The sequence below is a fragment of the Brevundimonas sp. genome (assembly GCF_036676055.1).
Classification (GTDB): domain Bacteria; phylum Pseudomonadota; class Alphaproteobacteria; order Caulobacterales; family Caulobacteraceae; genus Brevundimonas.
Genome location: NZ_JAKFDS010000017.1, coordinates 19,225 through 34,250 on the forward strand (window position 1 = coordinate 19,225; position 15,026 = coordinate 34,250).

Sequence of the window (15,026 nt, forward strand, 5' to 3'; positions counted from 1 at the left end):
GCTTCGGTCCTGGCGCTGGCCGCCATGACCATCGGCGTCGCTCACGGGCGCTTCCGCTCCGATCCGAATCGTTACGAGGACGGGGTCATCCGGGCCGGGGTCATCGCCACCATGTTCTGGGGCGTCGTCGGCATGACCGTCGGGGTGTTCATCGCCTCCCAGCTGGCCTGGCCGAACCTGTTCTATTTCCCCGAACACGGCTGGCTGAATTTCGGACGCCTGCGGCCGTTGCATACCTCGGGCGTGATCTTCGCCTTCGGCGGCAACGCCCTGATCGCGACCTCCTTCTGGGTCGTGCAGCGCACCTGCAAGGCGCGGCTGGCGGGCGGAATCTGGCCGTGGTTCGTGTTCTGGGGCTACCAGCTGTTCATCGTCCTGGCGGCCACCGGCTACGTCGCCGGCATCACCCAGTCGCGGGAATACGCCGAGCCGGAGTGGTACGTCGACCTGTGGCTGACCATCGTCTGGGTCGCCTATCTGCTGGTCTTCCTGGGCACGATCTGGAAGCGCAAGGAGCCGCATATCTATGTGGCCAACTGGTTCTACCTGGCCTTCATCGTCACCATCGCCCTGCTGCATCTGGTCAACAACGCGGCCGTGCCGGTGGGCCTGCTCGAGGCGCGCAGCTATTCGGCCTTCGGCGGCGTCCAGGACGCCCTGGTCCAGTGGTGGTACGGCCACAACGCCGTCGGCTTCTTCCTGACCGCCGGCTTCCTGGCGATGATGTATTATTTCGTGCCCAAGCGGGTCGAGCGGCCGGTCTATTCCTACCGCCTGTCGATCGTCCACTTCTGGTCGCTGATCTTCATCTACATCTGGGCCGGCCCGCACCACCTGCACTACACGGCCCTGCCGCAGTGGGCGCAAACGCTGGGCATGACCTTCTCGATCATGCTGTGGATGCCCTCCTGGGGCGGCATGATCAACGGCCTGATGACCCTGTCGGGGGCGTGGGACAAGCTGCGCACCGACCCGGTGGTCCGGATGATGGTCGTGGCCATCGCCTTCTACGGCATGGCGACCTTCGAGGGTCCGCTGATGTCGATCCGGACGGTCAACGCCCTGTCGCACTACACCGACTGGACCATCGGCCACGTCCACTCGGGCGCCCTGGGCTGGGTCGGCTTCATCAGCTTCGGCGCGATCTACTGCATGGTGCCGTGGCTGTGGAAGAAGGAGCGTCTGTACTCCAACGCCCTGGTCGAGTGGCACTTCTGGATCGCGACGACCGGCATCGTTCTCTACATCACCGCGATGTGGGTCTCCGGCATCATGGAAGGCCTGATGTGGCGCGAGTACACGCCCGACGGTTTCCTGGCCAACAGCTTCATCGAGACTGTCGCCGCCAAGCATATCGAGAACGTCATCCGCACCGTCGGCGGCCTGATGTTCCTGGCTGGCACGGTCATCATGTCCTACAACCTGTGGCGAACGATCCGCATGCCGTCAGCAGCCGCCAGCGCGGCGGTCCCGGCGACGACGATCGAGCCGCAACTCCTGCCGGCCGAGTGAGGATCGCCCCATGTGGAAGAAGCACGCAAAATTCGAGCGTCACTCGCTCTGGCTGGTGATCGGAATCACCATCGTGGTGTCGATCGGGGGCATCGTGGAGATCGCCCCGCTGTTCTGGGTCGAGAGCACGATCGAGGAGGTCGACGGCGTCCGCCCCTACACGCCGCTCGAGCTGGCCGGCCGTGATATCTACATCGGCGAAGGCTGCTACAGCTGCCACTCGCAGATGATCCGCCCCCTGCGCGACGAGGTCGAACGCTACGGCCACTACAGCCTCGCCGCGGAGAGCATGTATGACCACCCGTTCCAGTGGGGCTCCAAGCGCACCGGTCCGGATCTGGCGCGGGTCGGCGGCAAGTATTCGAACGAGTGGCATCGCGAACACCTGGGCGACCCGCGCGCCGTGGTGCCTGAGTCCAACATGCCTCCCTACGCCTTCCTGGCCGACCAGGACCTGGACCAGCATGCCATCCGCGCCAAGCTGCGGGCCATGGTGGCGGTCGGGGTGCCCTATACGGCCGAGCAGATCGAAAACGCCGAGGCGGATCTCCGGGCCCAGGTCGATCCCTTCGCCAGCGAGACCTCGGCCCTGCGCAGCCGCTACGGGCCGAAGGTGGTCCAGGGCGATTTCGATGGCGACCCGGCGCGCCTGACCAAGATGGACGCCCTGATCGCCTATCTGCAGCAACTCGGCACGATGGTGGATTTCCGCACCTACCAGGCCGAAGACCCGGACAACATGCGATGAGCAGCCTCGATTACGAAACCGTGGCGCGGTTCGCCCAGCAGGGCGGCACCCTCTATTTCGGCGCCATTTTCATCGCCGGGCTGATCTACGCCCTGTGGCCCAAGCATCGCGAGACCTTCCGCCGTCTCTCCCACCTGCCGCTCGAAAAGGACGAGGATGACCATGTCTGAACGCGAGCGCGACGAACACTCCGGCGTCGAGACGACCGGTCATGAATGGGACGGGATCCGCGAGCTGGACAATCCGCTGCCGCGCTGGTGGCTGTGGGTCTTCTACGGCTCGATCGTGGTGGCCATCGTCTACTGGGTGCTGATGCCGGCGTGGCCGGGGCTCAAGGGCTACACGCCCGGCCTGATGAAACAGTCCGACCGCGTCGACGTGGTCGAACAGCTGAACGCGCTGCAAGTCCAGCGGGGGCGGGGCGAAGCCCTGCTGATGACCGCCACCCTGGAGCAGATCGAGGCCGACCCGGACCTGCAGGCTCATGCCCTTGCGGTCGGTCAGTCGGTGTTCGGCGACAACTGCGCCACCTGCCACGGGGCGGGCGGAGGCGGAGCCAAGGGTTATCCGAACCTGCGCGACGATGTCTGGCTGTGGGGCGGCACCCTGCCCGAGATCGAGCATACGATCCGGGTCGGCGTCCGTTCGGCCCACCCGGACACGCGGATATCGCAAATGCCCGCATTCGGACGCGACGGCATGCTGAACAACGGGCAGGTCTCCGACCTCGCGGAATACGTCATGGCCCTGTCCGGACGTCAGGCGGACGCCGCGGCCGTGGGGCGCGCCCGGCAACTCTATGCCGACAACTGCGTGGCTTGCCACACCTCCACCGGCAAGGGCGACCAGACACTCGGCGCGCCGAATCTGACGGACCGCGAGTGGCTGTACGGGTCGGACCGCGAATCCATCCGCGCCCAGATCCACAACGGCCGCAACGGGGTCATGCCGACCTGGGAGGGCCGCTTCTCGCCCGCCGTGATCAAGGCCCTGGCCGTCTATGTCCACGTCAACGCCGGCGGCGGCGAGACCCCCACCACAGCCGCCGCCCCGACGGCCCCCGCCCCGACGGCCCCTGCCGCGAGTGAAGCCGCCGCGCCATGACCATCATCATCGACCGTACCCGCGAGCGGCCGGCGACGGCGGGTCCGGTCTCGGTCGCCGAGCGCCAGCGGGAGAAGGCGCGGCCCAAGGGCCTCTACAAGGCCCGCGTGCCGATCTATCCGAAGCTGGTCCACGGCCAGTGGCGCTGGATCAAATGGGCGCTGCTGATCGTCATGCTGGCGATCTACTACATCACGCCGTGGATCCGGTGGGACCGCCCGGGCGCCCTGCCGGATCAGGCGGTACTGGTCGATTTCGACGGCGGCCGGTTCTACTTCTTCATGATCCAGCTGTGGCCGCAGGAGGTGTATTTCATCACCGGCCTGCTGGTGATTTCGGCGCTGGCCCTGTTCCTCGTCACCGCTCTGTTCGGGCGGCTATGGTGCGGCTACGCCTGTCCGCAGACGGTCTGGACCGACCTCTACATCTACATCGAGCGGATGTTCGAGGGCGACCGCAACGCTCGCATGCGGCTGGACGCGGCCCCGATGTCGTTCAACAAGCTGTGGCGCAAGACCGGCAAGCACCTGGTCTGGATCGGCGTCGCCTTCGGCACCGGCGGGGCGTGGATCTTCTACTTCCATGACGCGCCCCAGCTGATCCGGACCTTCTGGGTCGGAACCGCGCCGATGACGGCCTATGTCTCGTGCGCCATCCTGACCTTCACCACCTATGTCTTCGCCGGCCACATGCGCGAGCAGGTCTGCACCTATATGTGCCCCTGGCCGCGGATCCAGGGGGCGATGCTGGACGACCAGTCGTTCCAGGTCACCTATCGCTATGACCGCGGCGAGCCGCGTGGACCGCACAAGAAGACGGAGTCCTGGGAAGGGCGCGGCGACTGCATCGACTGCAACCAGTGCGTCGTGGTCTGTCCGATGGGAATCGACATTCGCGACGGGGCGCAGCTGGAGTGCATCAACTGCGGTCTCTGCATCGACGCCTGCAACGAGGTCATGGACAAGGTCGGCCGCCCGCGGGGCCTGATCGCCTATGACACGGACGCGGCGGTGGCGGCGCGCAACGTCGGCCAGAAGCCCCAGCACCGGCTGATCCGGCCCCGCACCCTCTACTACGGCCTCGCCCTGGCGCTGGTTGGCGGGCTGATGATCTGGGGCTTCAGCAACCGCCAGCAGCTGGGGGTTCACGCGCTGCGGGACCGCAATCCGGCCTATGTGCGGCTCCACGACGGGGCCGTCCGCAACGGCTACACCCTGAAGATCGCCAACCATGGCTTCGAGACCGCGAGCGTCGAGATCCGGTACGCCGGCGTGCCCGGCGCGGTGCTGAGGATCCCCGGCCAGGCGCCGTCGGATCCCCTGCGGGTGGAGGTCGAGCCCAACCGGGTGACGTCGCTGCGCCTGTTCGTCACCGCCCCGGCCGATCAGGTCGCGACCGGCAGCCAGGACGCGGCTTTCGAAATCCGCTCCGGCGAGGAGACCCAGACCGTCCCCACCGCCTTTGACTATGGGAGCAAGGACCGATGACCCGGCCCGCTTCATCCGCCCGACCGCCCTTCACGATCAAGGGCTGGCATGTCGGCGCCGCCGTCGTCGCTTTCTTCGTGCTGGTGATCGGCGTGGACGCGGGCTTCCTGGTGATGGCCTACCGTTCGCACCCGGGCCAGGTCGCGGCGCGGCCCTATGAAGCCGGGTTGATCTACAACGCCGAATTGGAGCGGCTTCGCGCCCAGGAGGCGCTGGGCTGGCGCGCGGGCGCAGAAGCGCGTCCCGGGAAGCTGGAGGTCCTGTTCCAGGACCGGGACGCCCAGCCGCTGACGGGCCTGAAGGTGTCGGCGACGATGCAGCGGCCGGCGACCGAACAGGGGCGCACCGAACTGGTCCTGAGGGAGACGGCGCCGGGGGTCTACGTCGCCGACCACGGCCTGTCGGGGGCCTGGGACGCCCGTATCGAGGCCGCCGGCGCGGCGGGCGAGCAGTTCGTCGCCGAGCGGAGGCTGACATGGCCGTGACCTTCGACGCCGCGAGCCGGCCGGACATGTCCGCCTTCCTGCGCAAGCGGGACGACGGGCGGGCCAGCCTGGACCTGCTGGTGACGGGGGCGCGCTGCGCCGGCTGCATCTCCAAGATCGAACGCGAGGTGGCCGGCCTTGCCGGGGTCGAGACCGCGCGGCTCAATCTGTCGACCGGGCGGCTGTCGATCGGCCTCGCGAACGGCGGCGTTGATCCGGGCCGGATCATCTCGGCGCTCGACCGCCTTGGCTATCCGGCGACGCCGTTCGACCCGGGCGCGGCCTTGGTCCAGCGGGATCGCGAGGGACGGCGGCTGATCCTCGCCCTTGCCGTGGCCGGCTTCGGCGCGATGAACGCCATGATGTTCTCGGTGCCGATCTGGGCCGGGCTGTTCGATCAGGAACTGGGACCGGCCACCCGCACCATGATGATGTGGATGTCGGCGGCGGTGGGCGCGCCCTGCGCCGTCTTCGCCGGCATGCCCTTCTTCGAGTCGGCCTGGCGGTCCCTGCGCGCGGGCCGGGCGAACATGGATGTGCCCATCTCGCTGGGCGTCATTCTCACCCTGGCGATCAGTTTTTCCGAGACCATCCTGCACGGCCGCGACGCCTATTTCGACGCCGCCGTCTCCCTGCTGTTCCTGCTGCTGATCGGCCGGTGGCTGGACCATGTGCTCCGGGCCCGGGCGCGCAGTGCGGCGGGCGATCTGCTGGCGCTGCAGGCGCCGACGGCGTGCGTGGTTGATGGCCAGGGTCGCGAGCGGTCGATCCCGCTCGGCGACATCCGGCCGGGCGACGTGCTGCGGGTGCGGCCGGGCGACCGCATCCCGGTGGATGCGATCCTCGAGACCGGCGAGGCGGTGATCGACAACAGCCTGCTGACCGGCGAGAGCATCCCGGAACGGGTCGGTCCGGGACAGCTATGCCGCGCCGGCGCCCTGAACACCGCCGGCCTGCTGACCCTTCGCGCCAGCGCCCGGTCCGAGGACTCGGCCCTGGCCGCCATCGCCCGTCTCGTCGACGCAGGGGCCCAGTCGCGCTCGCGCTATGTCCGGCTCGCCGACCGCGCCGCCTCCCTCTATGTCCCGGTGGTGCACACGGCGGCGGCCGTGACCTTCGTCGGCGGCTGGGCGCTCGGCCTCGAGCCGCGGGAAGCCCTGATCCGGGCGGTGGCGGTCCTGATCGTCACCTGTCCCTGCGCGCTCGGCCTGGCCGTTCCGGCGGTTCAGGTGGTCGCCTCGGCGCGGCTGTTCCGCAAGGGCGTTCTGGTCAAGTCGGGCGCCGCACTGGAGCGGCTGGCCGAGGTCGATCACGTCGTCTTCGACAAGACCGGGGTGCTGACCGAGGGGCGGCCGGCCTTGGTCGACGCCTCGCCGGCGATCATCGCCATGGCGGCCCCGCTGGCCCGGGCCTCCGGTCATCCGATGGCTCGCGCCGTCGCACGCGCGGCAGGGGAGGGGCCCGTCGCGATCGACGTCGTCGAACACGCCGGGCTCGGGGTCGAGGGATGGGTCGACGGGCGACTGGCCCGCCTCGGCCGGGCGACGTTCGTGGGCGTCGCGGGCTCCCGATCCGCCGAGACGGAGCTGTGGTTCGCCTATGACGGCGAGGCCGGGGTGCGGCTCCAGTTCTCCGACGTTCCGCGGGCCGACGCCGGCCGCGCGATCGAGGCCCTGAAGGCGCGCGGGATCACCTGCGAGATTCTGTCCGGCGACCAGGACGCCGCGGTTCGGTCGGTCGCCGGGGCCGTCGGCGTTTCAGGGTGGCGCGCGGGGCTCCTGCCCCAGGAGAAGTCGGACGCCATCGACACCCTCGCGGCGGCAGGCCGCAAGGTGCTGATGGTCGGCGACGGGCTCAACGACGCCGCGGCCCTGGCGCGGGCCCATGCCGCTATGGCCCCCGGATCGGCTCTGGGGGCCAGCCAGAACGCCGCCGATCTGGTGTTCACCCGCGACACCCTGATGTCGGTGGTCGACGCGATCGACGTGGCGCGCTCGGCCCGCCTGCGGGCGCTCGAGAATTTCGGCTTCGCGGCGCTCTACAACCTGGTGGCGGCCCCGGCCGCAATGCTCGGCTTCGTCAATCCCTTCGTGGCCGCCCTGGCGATGTCCGGCTCCTCCCTGGTCGTCACGCTGAACGCGCTTCGGGCGAGGGGGCGGGGATGAACATCATCCTGCTGCTGGCGCCCTTCTCTGTGCTCCTCGGCCTGATGGCTGTCGGGGCTTTCCTCTGGACCCTGCGCTCGGGCCAGTACGACGACATTGAGGGTTCTGCGGCGCGCATCCTGATCGACGATGACGATGCGCCCGAGGAGGACGCGCCCGACGAGAGCACGCCCGGGGCCGCTGACCGGGAACCCTTCCGGGAGTGACGTCGGTCAGCCGGTCGACGGCGCGCGACAGGCCGCGACCTCGCTGGCGACGTTGGCCGGTTGGTCCAGGGCGCCGGGCCGATCGTGCTCCAGCGCCTGCGCCGGATGGCCTTCCATAGCGCGCTTCGACTCCCGCAGGCGCTTGTGAGCGCGGTCGGCGCGTTCCAATACTGACCGCGGTCGCTGCGTCGGACAGCGAACGAAAGTCGGAGCCTCCGGGCTCATGGGAGGTCGCTTGCTACAACCGGTGCCGGCCACGGGCGCGTCCGCCGCCCGTCCATTCTATCGCAGCCTGTATTTCATGGTTCTTCTGGCCATTCTGGCCGGCGGCGCCGTCGGCCATTTCTGGCCCGAGCTCGGCAAGGACCTCAAGCCGCTCGGAGACGCCTTCATCAAGTTGGTGAAGATGATCATCGCCCCGGTGATCTTCCTGACCATCGCCACCGGCATCGCCGGCATGCGCGACCTCGCCAGGGTCGGACGGGTCGCGGCCAAGGCCTTCGGCTATTTCTTCTTCTTCTCGACCCTCGCCCTGATCGTGGGTCTCGTCATCGCCAATGTCGTGCAGCCCGGGCGCGGGCTGAATATCGATCCGGCCACGCTCAACGCAGGAGCCGTGGCGCAGTACGCCTCCGCCGCCCACGAGACGACCATCGTCGGCTTCCTGACCGGCATCATTCCGACAACCCTCGTCAGCGCCTTCGCCGAGGGCAACATCCTGCAGACCCTGTTCGTGGCCATCCTGTTCGGCATCGCCATGGCCATCGTCGGCGACGCGGCCGCGCCCGTGCACCGGGCCCTCGAATCGCTCAGCCAGATCATGTTCAAACTGGTGGCCATCCTGATGAAGGCGGCGCCGGTGGGGGCTTTTGGGGCCTTCGCCTTCACCATCGGGGCCTATGGGCTGGGCGCGATCGCCAATCTCGCCGCCCTGATCGCCACCTTCTACCTGACCTCGCTGATCTTTGTGCTGGGGGTGCTGGGCGCGGTCTGCTGGGCCAACGGCTTCTCGATCTTCCGGCTGATCCGCTACCTGAAGGAAGAGCTGCTGCTGGTGCTCGGCACCTCCTCGTCGGAGGCGGCCCTGCCCAGTCTGATGCAGAAGCTGGAGCGCGCCGGCGCGCCCCGCTCGGTGGTCGGTCTGGTCGTGCCGACCGGCTATTCGTTCAATCTGGACGGCACCAACATCTATATGACCATGGCGGCGCTGTTCATCGCCCAGGCCATGAACATCGACCTCAGCCTGCAGGACCAGGTCCTGCTGCTGCTGGTCGCCATGCTCAGCTCCAAGGGCGCCGCCGGCATCACCGGGGCCGGCTTCATCACCCTGGCCGCGACGCTCGCCGTCGTACCGACCGTGCCGATCGCGGGGATGGCGCTGATCCTCGGCATCGACCGTTTCATGAGCGAGTGCCGGGCCCTGACCAATTTCGTCGGCAACGCCGTGGCCACCCTTGTGGTCGCCCGTTGGGAGGGGGAACTGGATCGCGAGGCGCTGCATGCCGCGCTCGGTTCGCCGCCGGGCAAGCTCGCCGCTGCTCCCGACCCCGCCGCGGGACCCGGGGACAAGGACGTCATAACGGCCGACTGAAACGACCGACTACGGACAGGCCCGGCTTCGGGACAACAGTCTCACTGGAGGGGAGGTTTCGGTCCGTTGGCCGGGGCCGGAGTGTCCGCGCTCACTGGCTCGATCACGAGGCGGCGCTCGCCGGCATGCTGCCCACTCGGCGTTCTCAGGGTCACGATCAGGGCGGCGCCCTTGTCTGTCCGGCGAACCGTGGTGCGGGTGCGCTTCATGACGAATCCGCCTCCTGGTCGTTCCGCGTGGTTTGCGATCGAGGGGTCAATAGTCCCTCGCCGGGACGGCGTCCGGCCGCGTGCCCCGAGCGGGGAATCGCCGGGGCGCCGACGAGCGAGCTATGGGCATGCGCGGCAGCGCGGAGAGTCTGCTCAAGGCCGCCATCCAGCAACTGGTTGAGGGCTTGCCGCGCCATACGCAAGGCGTCGTCCGCTGTCTCCTCGACTCCCGCGCCGATCTGGCGGGCTTCATGATCCAGGAGGCGCCAAGCCCATGGGCCGCCTTCGTCAGAGAGTTCGATCCTCAGACTATGCGCCATGGGCAGGCCCGGATTGCGTCGCATCGGGATGGGGGCTCCGCGGGTGCGAGGGCCGGCCTGATCCGCTCCAACCTTGGGAACGGGCGCCGGGCGCACGGGAGAGGGGCCTGCCTGTACGCATCAGGGCACCCGGAACTGCTGGACAGCGAACAGCAGCTCTTCCCGGCAACTCACCCCCATCTTGGCGTAGATGCGGCGAATATGGGTGCGGGTTGTTTCGATCGAGGTCCCTGCCGATCGCGTGATGCGCTCGGCCGGCTGTCCTGAACACAGCAGCTGCAGAATCCGGCCTTCTGTGGGCGTGAGTCCGTAAAGGGGCGATACATCCGGCTCCATGAACCGGGCCCGGTGGTCGGGCCCGTACACGACCAGCATGACCGCTCCCCGGCCTTCGTCGCCATCGACGGCAGCTTTTCTCACCAGCACGGCGGAGGAAGCGTCGGCCGAAGCCATAAGCCAGCACCCATCGGGCGCGCCATGGTTCAGGAATGCGTTGAAGGCCGGTTGCAGCGATCTGTCCGCTGCGGCGATCCGGCTGCTGGAGCGCACGAGCGCGCCGCCATCGACGAGGAAGTCTTCAGCCGCCTCATTGGCCCAGAGCAGCGTCGCGTCCGGCGTGTCGATCAGCAGGACCGGGTAGGCCATCCCGTACAGATAGGCGAGCGTGAGTGCCTCGATCCGGGGGGAATCGGTCGCCGACGCAGTCGGCTGCCGCCCCCACTGAAGCTCTACCTGATCGCTCGTCAAAACGCCTGCCCCGCGGCCCCCCGGTCACGGAGGGAAGCCCTCCATCATGTGACCCCAGCGGGACCGCCCCGACCATGCATGCCAGTGCCAATACGGTGCACAACCATACAATGTTTTTTCCGAATACGTTGGATGCCGGGCTCGCTACTGCTAAGCATGAAAAATGTCTCAGGATTTTCGGTCGGGCGGGGAGGCTCGCGCCGGGGCGCCAGTTGTCGGAGTGTCGGGAGCGATACTCGTTTTGCTGGCGCTCACCCACCTCGCCGGCGCCCTCGACCGGGCCCTGCCGTCAGTGGTGGCGTCACTCCTTCGCCAGGACATGGGGCTGAGCGACCAGGCCATCGGCGCCCTGCAAGGTCCTGCTTTTGTCGCCCTGTATGCCGTGAGCCTGCTCGGGGCGGGGCACTGGCTCCGGGTGCTTGACGCCCGCCGTTTCGCAGCCTGCGCCGTCGTCGTCTGGACAGCGGGCGGCCTGCTGTTCGCCTTGTCGGAGACCTATGCGGGGATGGTCTGCGGCCGGGCGCTGCTTGGCGCGGGCCAGGCGGCCTTCGTTCCGGCCGCCCTGCTGCTCATCGGACAGGAAACCCGGGACGCCCGGCGCGCCCGGGGCCTGTCCCTGTTCACCGCCGGGTCCGCCGCGGGCCGGAGTGTGGCTCTGCTGCTCGGCGGGGCGATCCTGTCCCTCCTTGGACCCCAACTGGCGATGGGACTGGAGTCATGGCGGGCCATGTGCGTCGTCATGATCGCGCCGAACCTGATCCTTTCGTTGCTTCTGCTCCGCGGCTTCCCGTCCGGGCAGGTCGCGCCGCGCCGTGGGACCGGCCTGCCCGAGGCGATCCGCGCCGTGCTGGCCGCCCCCCGCCGGCTGGTGAGCCTGGCCTTCGCCGGGGCGGGAACGGTGATGGTGGTCCAGACCGCGGGCGCCTGGGCCCCATCGATCCTGCACCGCGACCACGGCCTCGGCGTCCCCGAAAGCGCGCTGGTGTTTGGGGGCGTTGTCCTGCTGTTCGCCCCGACCGGCCACCTCCTGAGCGGCTGGCTGGCTGGCGGCCGGAGGCCGGTGAACCTTGGGTGGGTTCTGGTGATCGCCCTTCTGATCGCCGCGGGCTTCGCCGTCGCACTGGCTTTGGCGGGCGGCCTTGTCGCCGCGGTCATCGCCCTGATCGGCCTGACGCTGACGGGGGGAATGGCCGCCGCGATGAGCATGATCCTGTTCCAGGGGCAGATCGACACGCCCTATCGGGGTTCGGTCGGGGCGCTCTTTCTGGCGACGACGTCAACCATCGGCCTGGGGGTGGGCCCGTGGATCACCGGCGCGCTCAGCGACCGCCTCGGGCCGGAGCACGGCCTGTCCTTGGCCCTGGCCATCGTCGTAGGGATCGCGGCGGCGAGCGTGAGCGTTCTGGGAGTCATGTTTGGTCCAGACTGGTCTTCCGCCCTCGCTCCGCGTGGGGCGCCCGGCGTTGCGGGCGCCCCGTGAGCCCGCCTTTTGAGTTCGACAGCGCGACCCTCCCCGTGGGGGAGGGGTTCGACGCCTACCGCGCCCTCTACGCCGAGGGATCTGACGTGGAGCGGGTCGGCGATTTCCGCGCGCGGGTCCGGTCGTTCAGCCTGGAGGGAGTCGTTCTCTTCGAACGAAAGCTCGACGGTGTCGCCCACTCGCGTCTCAAGCGGGCCGGGCGCGACCAGTATCGCCACTTCGCCCTGCACCTGGTGCTGGACGGCGAGTTGAAGGGAGGAAGCGAAAGCGGCTTCGAAGTCGCGCGAAAGGGAGATCTGGTGATCGCCGACACCGCGCGTCCCTCCCGCACCGAGGCGGTCGGCCTGCGCATGGTCACCGCCAGCATGCCCCGCAGCGCCATCATCGCGGCGTCGGGAGGCTCCGACCGGCTTCACGGCCTCGTCGCCAAGGCGCCCGAGACTCATATCCTGGGCGAGTTCATGCTCACCTGCCTGACGCACGCCGAGACGATCCCGCTCGATCGGCGGCCAGCGCTGATCGCTGCGCTCGTAGAAGTCCTCGCGGCCACTTTGGGGCGCGATCCCGCCACGGCGGTCGCCGTCGACCGTCGTCGGACGGAGATGCTGCAGCGGGAGGCGGCCGTCCGGGTCATGAAGGAGCGACTGTCCGACCGCAGGCTCAACGCCGCTGACATTGCGGACGCCGTAGGCCTGTCGCGTCGAACCCTGTACCGGCTGTTCGAACGCAAGGGCGGGATCACCAAAGTCATCATGGAATGCCGGCTCGAGGCGGTCCGCAAGGCGATCGAGGAGGGCTCAGTCGACGCCTTGGGGCCTTTGGCCGCTGAATACGGTTTCAGCGACGAAAGCCATCTGTCGAGAAGATTCCGGGAGAGCTTCGGCGAGCCGATCAGCGAGTTCCGCAAACGTGTGGCGGCCGAACGTCCGACGGAACGCGCGTCACGGCAGCTGTCTGACTGGATCCGGTCGGTTCGCTGAGCGGGCGTGATCCATCCAGGTCCTGACCAGGCAGAGTCCTCGCTGCGAAACGTCCGAAGCCTCTGTCGATCCGGATCATGGCCTTTGTTGGGGACAAGCCTGGCGCGGGCGCAATATGCTTGCCGCCGACCCCGGAGGCGGCGGTAGGGTGCCATGTAGAGCAGGGCGACCGCCGGGCACGGGATCCATCATGGCGAGGCGTGAACGGTGACCCCGGACGGGGCCGAGAGAGGGCCGATGGGTCTGACCGACAGTTTCGGCCGGCGCTTTCGTTATCTCCGCCTGTCGATCACGGAAGCGTGCAATTTCCGCTGCGTCTATTGCCTGCCTAACGGTTACGCCCGGGACCCGGACGCGCAATTTCTGTCGGTGTCCGAGATTCGCAGGCTGGCTGCAGGCTTCGCCGCCCTCGGGGTGACCAAGGTGCGCCTGACGGGGGGCGAGCCCTCGGTGCGGGCCGACCTGCCCGCTGTGATCGCCGGTGTGGCCGACACGCCAGGGATCGCCCGGGTGGCCATGACCACCAACGGCTGGAAGCTGGCGGAACGGGTCGGGGCCTGGCGTGACGCCGGCCTGACGCATCTGAATGTCAGCGTGGATTCGCTGGATCAGAACACCTTCGGCCGGCTGACCGGTCACAATCGGCTTCCTGACATCCTTTCGGGAATCGACCAGGCGACCGCGCTGGAGCTCGGGGTGAAGGTGAATGCAGTGCTGCTCCGCGACGCCTTCGAGGCGGGCATCGAGGACTTCGCCGCCTGGCTGCGGGATCGGCCGACGACCGTCCGCTTCATCGAGCTGATGCGGACCCTCGATAACGTCGACGTCTTCGAGCGCCAGCACCTCGGCGGCGCCGCCGTCGAGCGCTGGCTCACCGAACGGGGCTGGGCCCCGCTGCCGCGTCGCCCCGAGGACGGTCCCGCCGTGGAGTACAGCCACCCCGACTACCTGGGGCGCTTCGGCCTGATCGCCCCCTACGCCGCCCATTTCTGCGACGGCTGCAATCGCCTGCGGGTGACCGCGCGGGGCAAGCTGCGGCTGTGCCTGTTCGGCGAGGGCGGGGTGCAGCTGCGCGACCTGCTGGATGAGGCGATCGAGCCGGGCCGACTGGAGGCGCGTATCCTTGAAGCCCTTCCGACGAAGGCCCGGGGCCACAGCCTGATGCTGGCCCAATCCGGAGATCTTCGCCGCATGGCCGACGTCGGCGGCTGACGGAGCGAGCGTGGACCCCTCGACGGTGACTCTGCTCGCCCTGCTGATGGCGGCCGCGGCGGCGCTCTACGCCTCCGTCGGCCATGGCGGCGCTTCGGCCTATCTCGGCTTGATGGCCCTGTTCGCCGTCCCCCTTGAGGTGATGCGCCCCACCGCTCTGGCGCTGAATCTCGTAGTGGCCGGCTATGCGGCCTTGTCGTACCTGCGCGCCGGCCAGTTCAACCCACGCCTGTTCCTGGTCTTCGCCGTCACAGCCATGCCTATGGCCTGGCTCGGCGGGCGCGTTCATCTGCCGCCCGAGCTGTATCGGCCCCTGCTCGGGGTGGTGCTGTGGTTCGCGGCGGCGCGGATGCTGTGGCGCCCCGTATGGAGCGCCGCCCGGCCCGTGCGCCCGCCACCGGCGCTGATCGCCTTGCCGGCCGGGGCCGGGCTCGGGTTCCTGGCCGGCCTCACCGGTACAGGCGGCGGCATCTTCCTCAGTCCCCTGATCCTGCTGTTCCGGTGGGAGGAGCCGCGACGGACCGCGGGGGTCGCCGCGGTCTTCATCGTGGTCAATTCCGTCGCCGGCCTGGCGGGCAATCTCAGCGTCCTGCCGGCCTTGCCGCCGGCGCTGCCGGTCTTCGTCGCCGCCGTCGCGGTCGGCGCGGTAGCGGGGACATGGCTGGGCCTGCACCGCCTGCCGCGACCCTGGCTGCTTGTCGTGCTGGGAGTGGTCCTGCTGCTGGCCGGCGCGAAGCTGATCTTCACATGACGTTCCCTCGACAACCTTACAGCGGATCT

Annotated in this window: 14 protein-coding genes; 13 read left to right on the forward strand and 1 reads right to left on the reverse strand. The window is 68.7% G+C overall.

Features of this window, described 5'->3' with window-relative positions; genetic code table 11:
* The first annotated feature begins 24 nt into the window (after nucleotides 1-24).
* The 9 genes from ccoN (at nucleotide 25) to V6M45_RS03190 (ending at nucleotide 9,298) form a co-directional block, all read left to right on the forward strand.
* The gene (ccoN, locus tag V6M45_RS03150; protein WP_442880529.1) at nucleotides 25-1,512 is read left to right on the forward strand and encodes a cytochrome-c oxidase, cbb3-type subunit I; all 1,488 of its coding nucleotides are present in this window, start codon (nucleotides 25-27) and stop codon (nucleotides 1,510-1,512) included.
* A 10-nt stretch (nucleotides 1,513-1,522) separates the two neighbouring features.
* A complete protein-coding gene (gene ccoO / locus V6M45_RS03155; protein ID WP_332653948.1) occupies nucleotides 1,523-2,260 on the forward strand; it encodes a cytochrome-c oxidase, cbb3-type subunit II in 738 nt (245 codons plus the stop codon).
* A complete protein-coding gene (locus tag V6M45_RS03160; protein ID WP_332653949.1) occupies nucleotides 2,257-2,430 on the forward strand; it encodes a cbb3-type cytochrome c oxidase subunit 3 in 174 nt (57 codons plus the stop codon). The genes ccoO and V6M45_RS03160 overlap by 4 nt, the downstream gene beginning before the upstream one ends.
* A complete protein-coding gene (gene ccoP / locus V6M45_RS03165; RefSeq protein WP_332654051.1) occupies nucleotides 2,423-3,364 on the forward strand; it encodes a cytochrome-c oxidase, cbb3-type subunit III in 942 nt (313 codons plus the stop codon). The genes V6M45_RS03160 and ccoP overlap by 8 nt, the downstream gene beginning before the upstream one ends.
* The gene (ccoG, locus tag V6M45_RS03170) at nucleotides 3,361-4,851 is read left to right on the forward strand and encodes a cytochrome c oxidase accessory protein CcoG (protein WP_332653950.1); all 1,491 of its coding nucleotides are present in this window, start codon (nucleotides 3,361-3,363) and stop codon (nucleotides 4,849-4,851) included. The genes ccoP and ccoG overlap by 4 nt, the downstream gene beginning before the upstream one ends.
* Nucleotides 4,848-5,336, forward strand: a complete 489-nt coding sequence (locus V6M45_RS03175; RefSeq protein ID WP_332653951.1) for a FixH family protein — start codon at nucleotides 4,848-4,850, stop codon at nucleotides 5,334-5,336. Before ccoG ends, V6M45_RS03175 begins: the two co-directional genes overlap by 4 nt.
* On the forward strand, nucleotides 5,327-7,501 hold the full coding sequence (locus V6M45_RS03180) for a heavy metal translocating P-type ATPase (protein WP_332653952.1): 2,175 nt from the start codon (nucleotides 5,327-5,329) through the stop codon (nucleotides 7,499-7,501). The genes V6M45_RS03175 and V6M45_RS03180 overlap by 10 nt, the downstream gene beginning before the upstream one ends.
* Nucleotides 7,498-7,707 (forward strand): cbb3-type cytochrome oxidase assembly protein CcoS, encoded by a 210-nt coding sequence (ccoS, locus tag V6M45_RS03185; RefSeq protein WP_332653954.1) that lies wholly within the window; start codon nucleotides 7,498-7,500, stop codon nucleotides 7,705-7,707. Before V6M45_RS03180 ends, ccoS begins: the two co-directional genes overlap by 4 nt.
* A 235-nt stretch (nucleotides 7,708-7,942) precedes the next feature.
* Nucleotides 7,943-9,298: a dicarboxylate/amino acid:cation symporter gene (locus V6M45_RS03190; protein ID WP_332653955.1), complete on the forward strand. Its 1,356-nt coding sequence runs from the start codon at nucleotides 7,943-7,945 to the stop codon at nucleotides 9,296-9,298.
* 649 nt (nucleotides 9,299-9,947) lie between these two features.
* On the opposite strand, the gene V6M45_RS03195 is transcribed toward V6M45_RS03190, so the two are convergent.
* On the reverse strand, nucleotides 9,948-10,574 hold the full coding sequence (locus V6M45_RS03195) for a helix-turn-helix transcriptional regulator (protein ID WP_332653956.1): 627 nt from the start codon (nucleotides 10,572-10,574) through the stop codon (nucleotides 9,948-9,950).
* Between the two features lie 241 nt (nucleotides 10,575-10,815).
* On the opposite strand from V6M45_RS03195, the gene V6M45_RS03200 reads away from it, so the two are divergent.
* From V6M45_RS03200 to V6M45_RS03215, 4 genes are all read left to right on the forward strand, one after another.
* Nucleotides 10,816-12,054 carry an MFS transporter gene (locus V6M45_RS03200; RefSeq protein WP_332653957.1) on the forward strand — a complete coding sequence of 413 codons (1,239 nt, stop codon included), beginning with the start codon at nucleotides 10,816-10,818 and terminating at the stop codon, nucleotides 12,052-12,054.
* Nucleotides 12,051-13,034, forward strand: a complete 984-nt coding sequence (locus V6M45_RS03205) for a helix-turn-helix transcriptional regulator (protein ID WP_332653958.1) — start codon at nucleotides 12,051-12,053, stop codon at nucleotides 13,032-13,034. Before V6M45_RS03200 ends, V6M45_RS03205 begins: the two co-directional genes overlap by 4 nt.
* Before the next feature lie 237 nt (nucleotides 13,035-13,271).
* The gene (moaA, locus tag V6M45_RS03210) at nucleotides 13,272-14,246 is read left to right on the forward strand and encodes a GTP 3',8-cyclase MoaA (protein ID WP_332653960.1); all 975 of its coding nucleotides are present in this window, start codon (nucleotides 13,272-13,274) and stop codon (nucleotides 14,244-14,246) included.
* A gap of 25 nt (nucleotides 14,247-14,271) precedes the next feature.
* On the forward strand, nucleotides 14,272-14,997 hold the full coding sequence (locus V6M45_RS03215) for a sulfite exporter TauE/SafE family protein (RefSeq protein ID WP_332653962.1): 726 nt from the start codon (nucleotides 14,272-14,274) through the stop codon (nucleotides 14,995-14,997).
* Nucleotides 14,998-15,026 lie beyond the last annotated feature (29 nt).

Bases quoted from the DNA above. Each gene is read 5' to 3' on its own strand.
- ccoN (WP_442880529.1), top strand. From the start codon at position 25: ATGACCATCGGCGTCGCTCACGGGCGCTTCCGCTCCGATCCGAATCGT.
- ccoO (WP_332653948.1), top strand. From the start codon at position 1,523: ATGTGGAAGAAGCACGCAAAATTCGAGCGTCACTCGCTCTGGCTGGTG.
- V6M45_RS03160 (WP_332653949.1), top strand. From the start codon at position 2,257: ATGAGCAGCCTCGATTACGAAACCGTGGCGCGGTTCGCCCAGCAGGGC.
- ccoP (WP_332654051.1), top strand. From the start codon at position 2,423: ATGTCTGAACGCGAGCGCGACGAACACTCCGGCGTCGAGACGACCGGT.
- ccoG (WP_332653950.1), top strand. From the start codon at position 3,361: ATGACCATCATCATCGACCGTACCCGCGAGCGGCCGGCGACGGCGGGT.
- V6M45_RS03175 (WP_332653951.1), top strand. From the start codon at position 4,848: ATGACCCGGCCCGCTTCATCCGCCCGACCGCCCTTCACGATCAAGGGC.
- V6M45_RS03180 (WP_332653952.1), top strand. From the start codon at position 5,327: ATGGCCGTGACCTTCGACGCCGCGAGCCGGCCGGACATGTCCGCCTTC.
- ccoS (WP_332653954.1), top strand. From the start codon at position 7,498: ATGAACATCATCCTGCTGCTGGCGCCCTTCTCTGTGCTCCTCGGCCTG.
- moaA (WP_332653960.1), top strand. From the start codon at position 13,272: ATGGGTCTGACCGACAGTTTCGGCCGGCGCTTTCGTTATCTCCGCCTG.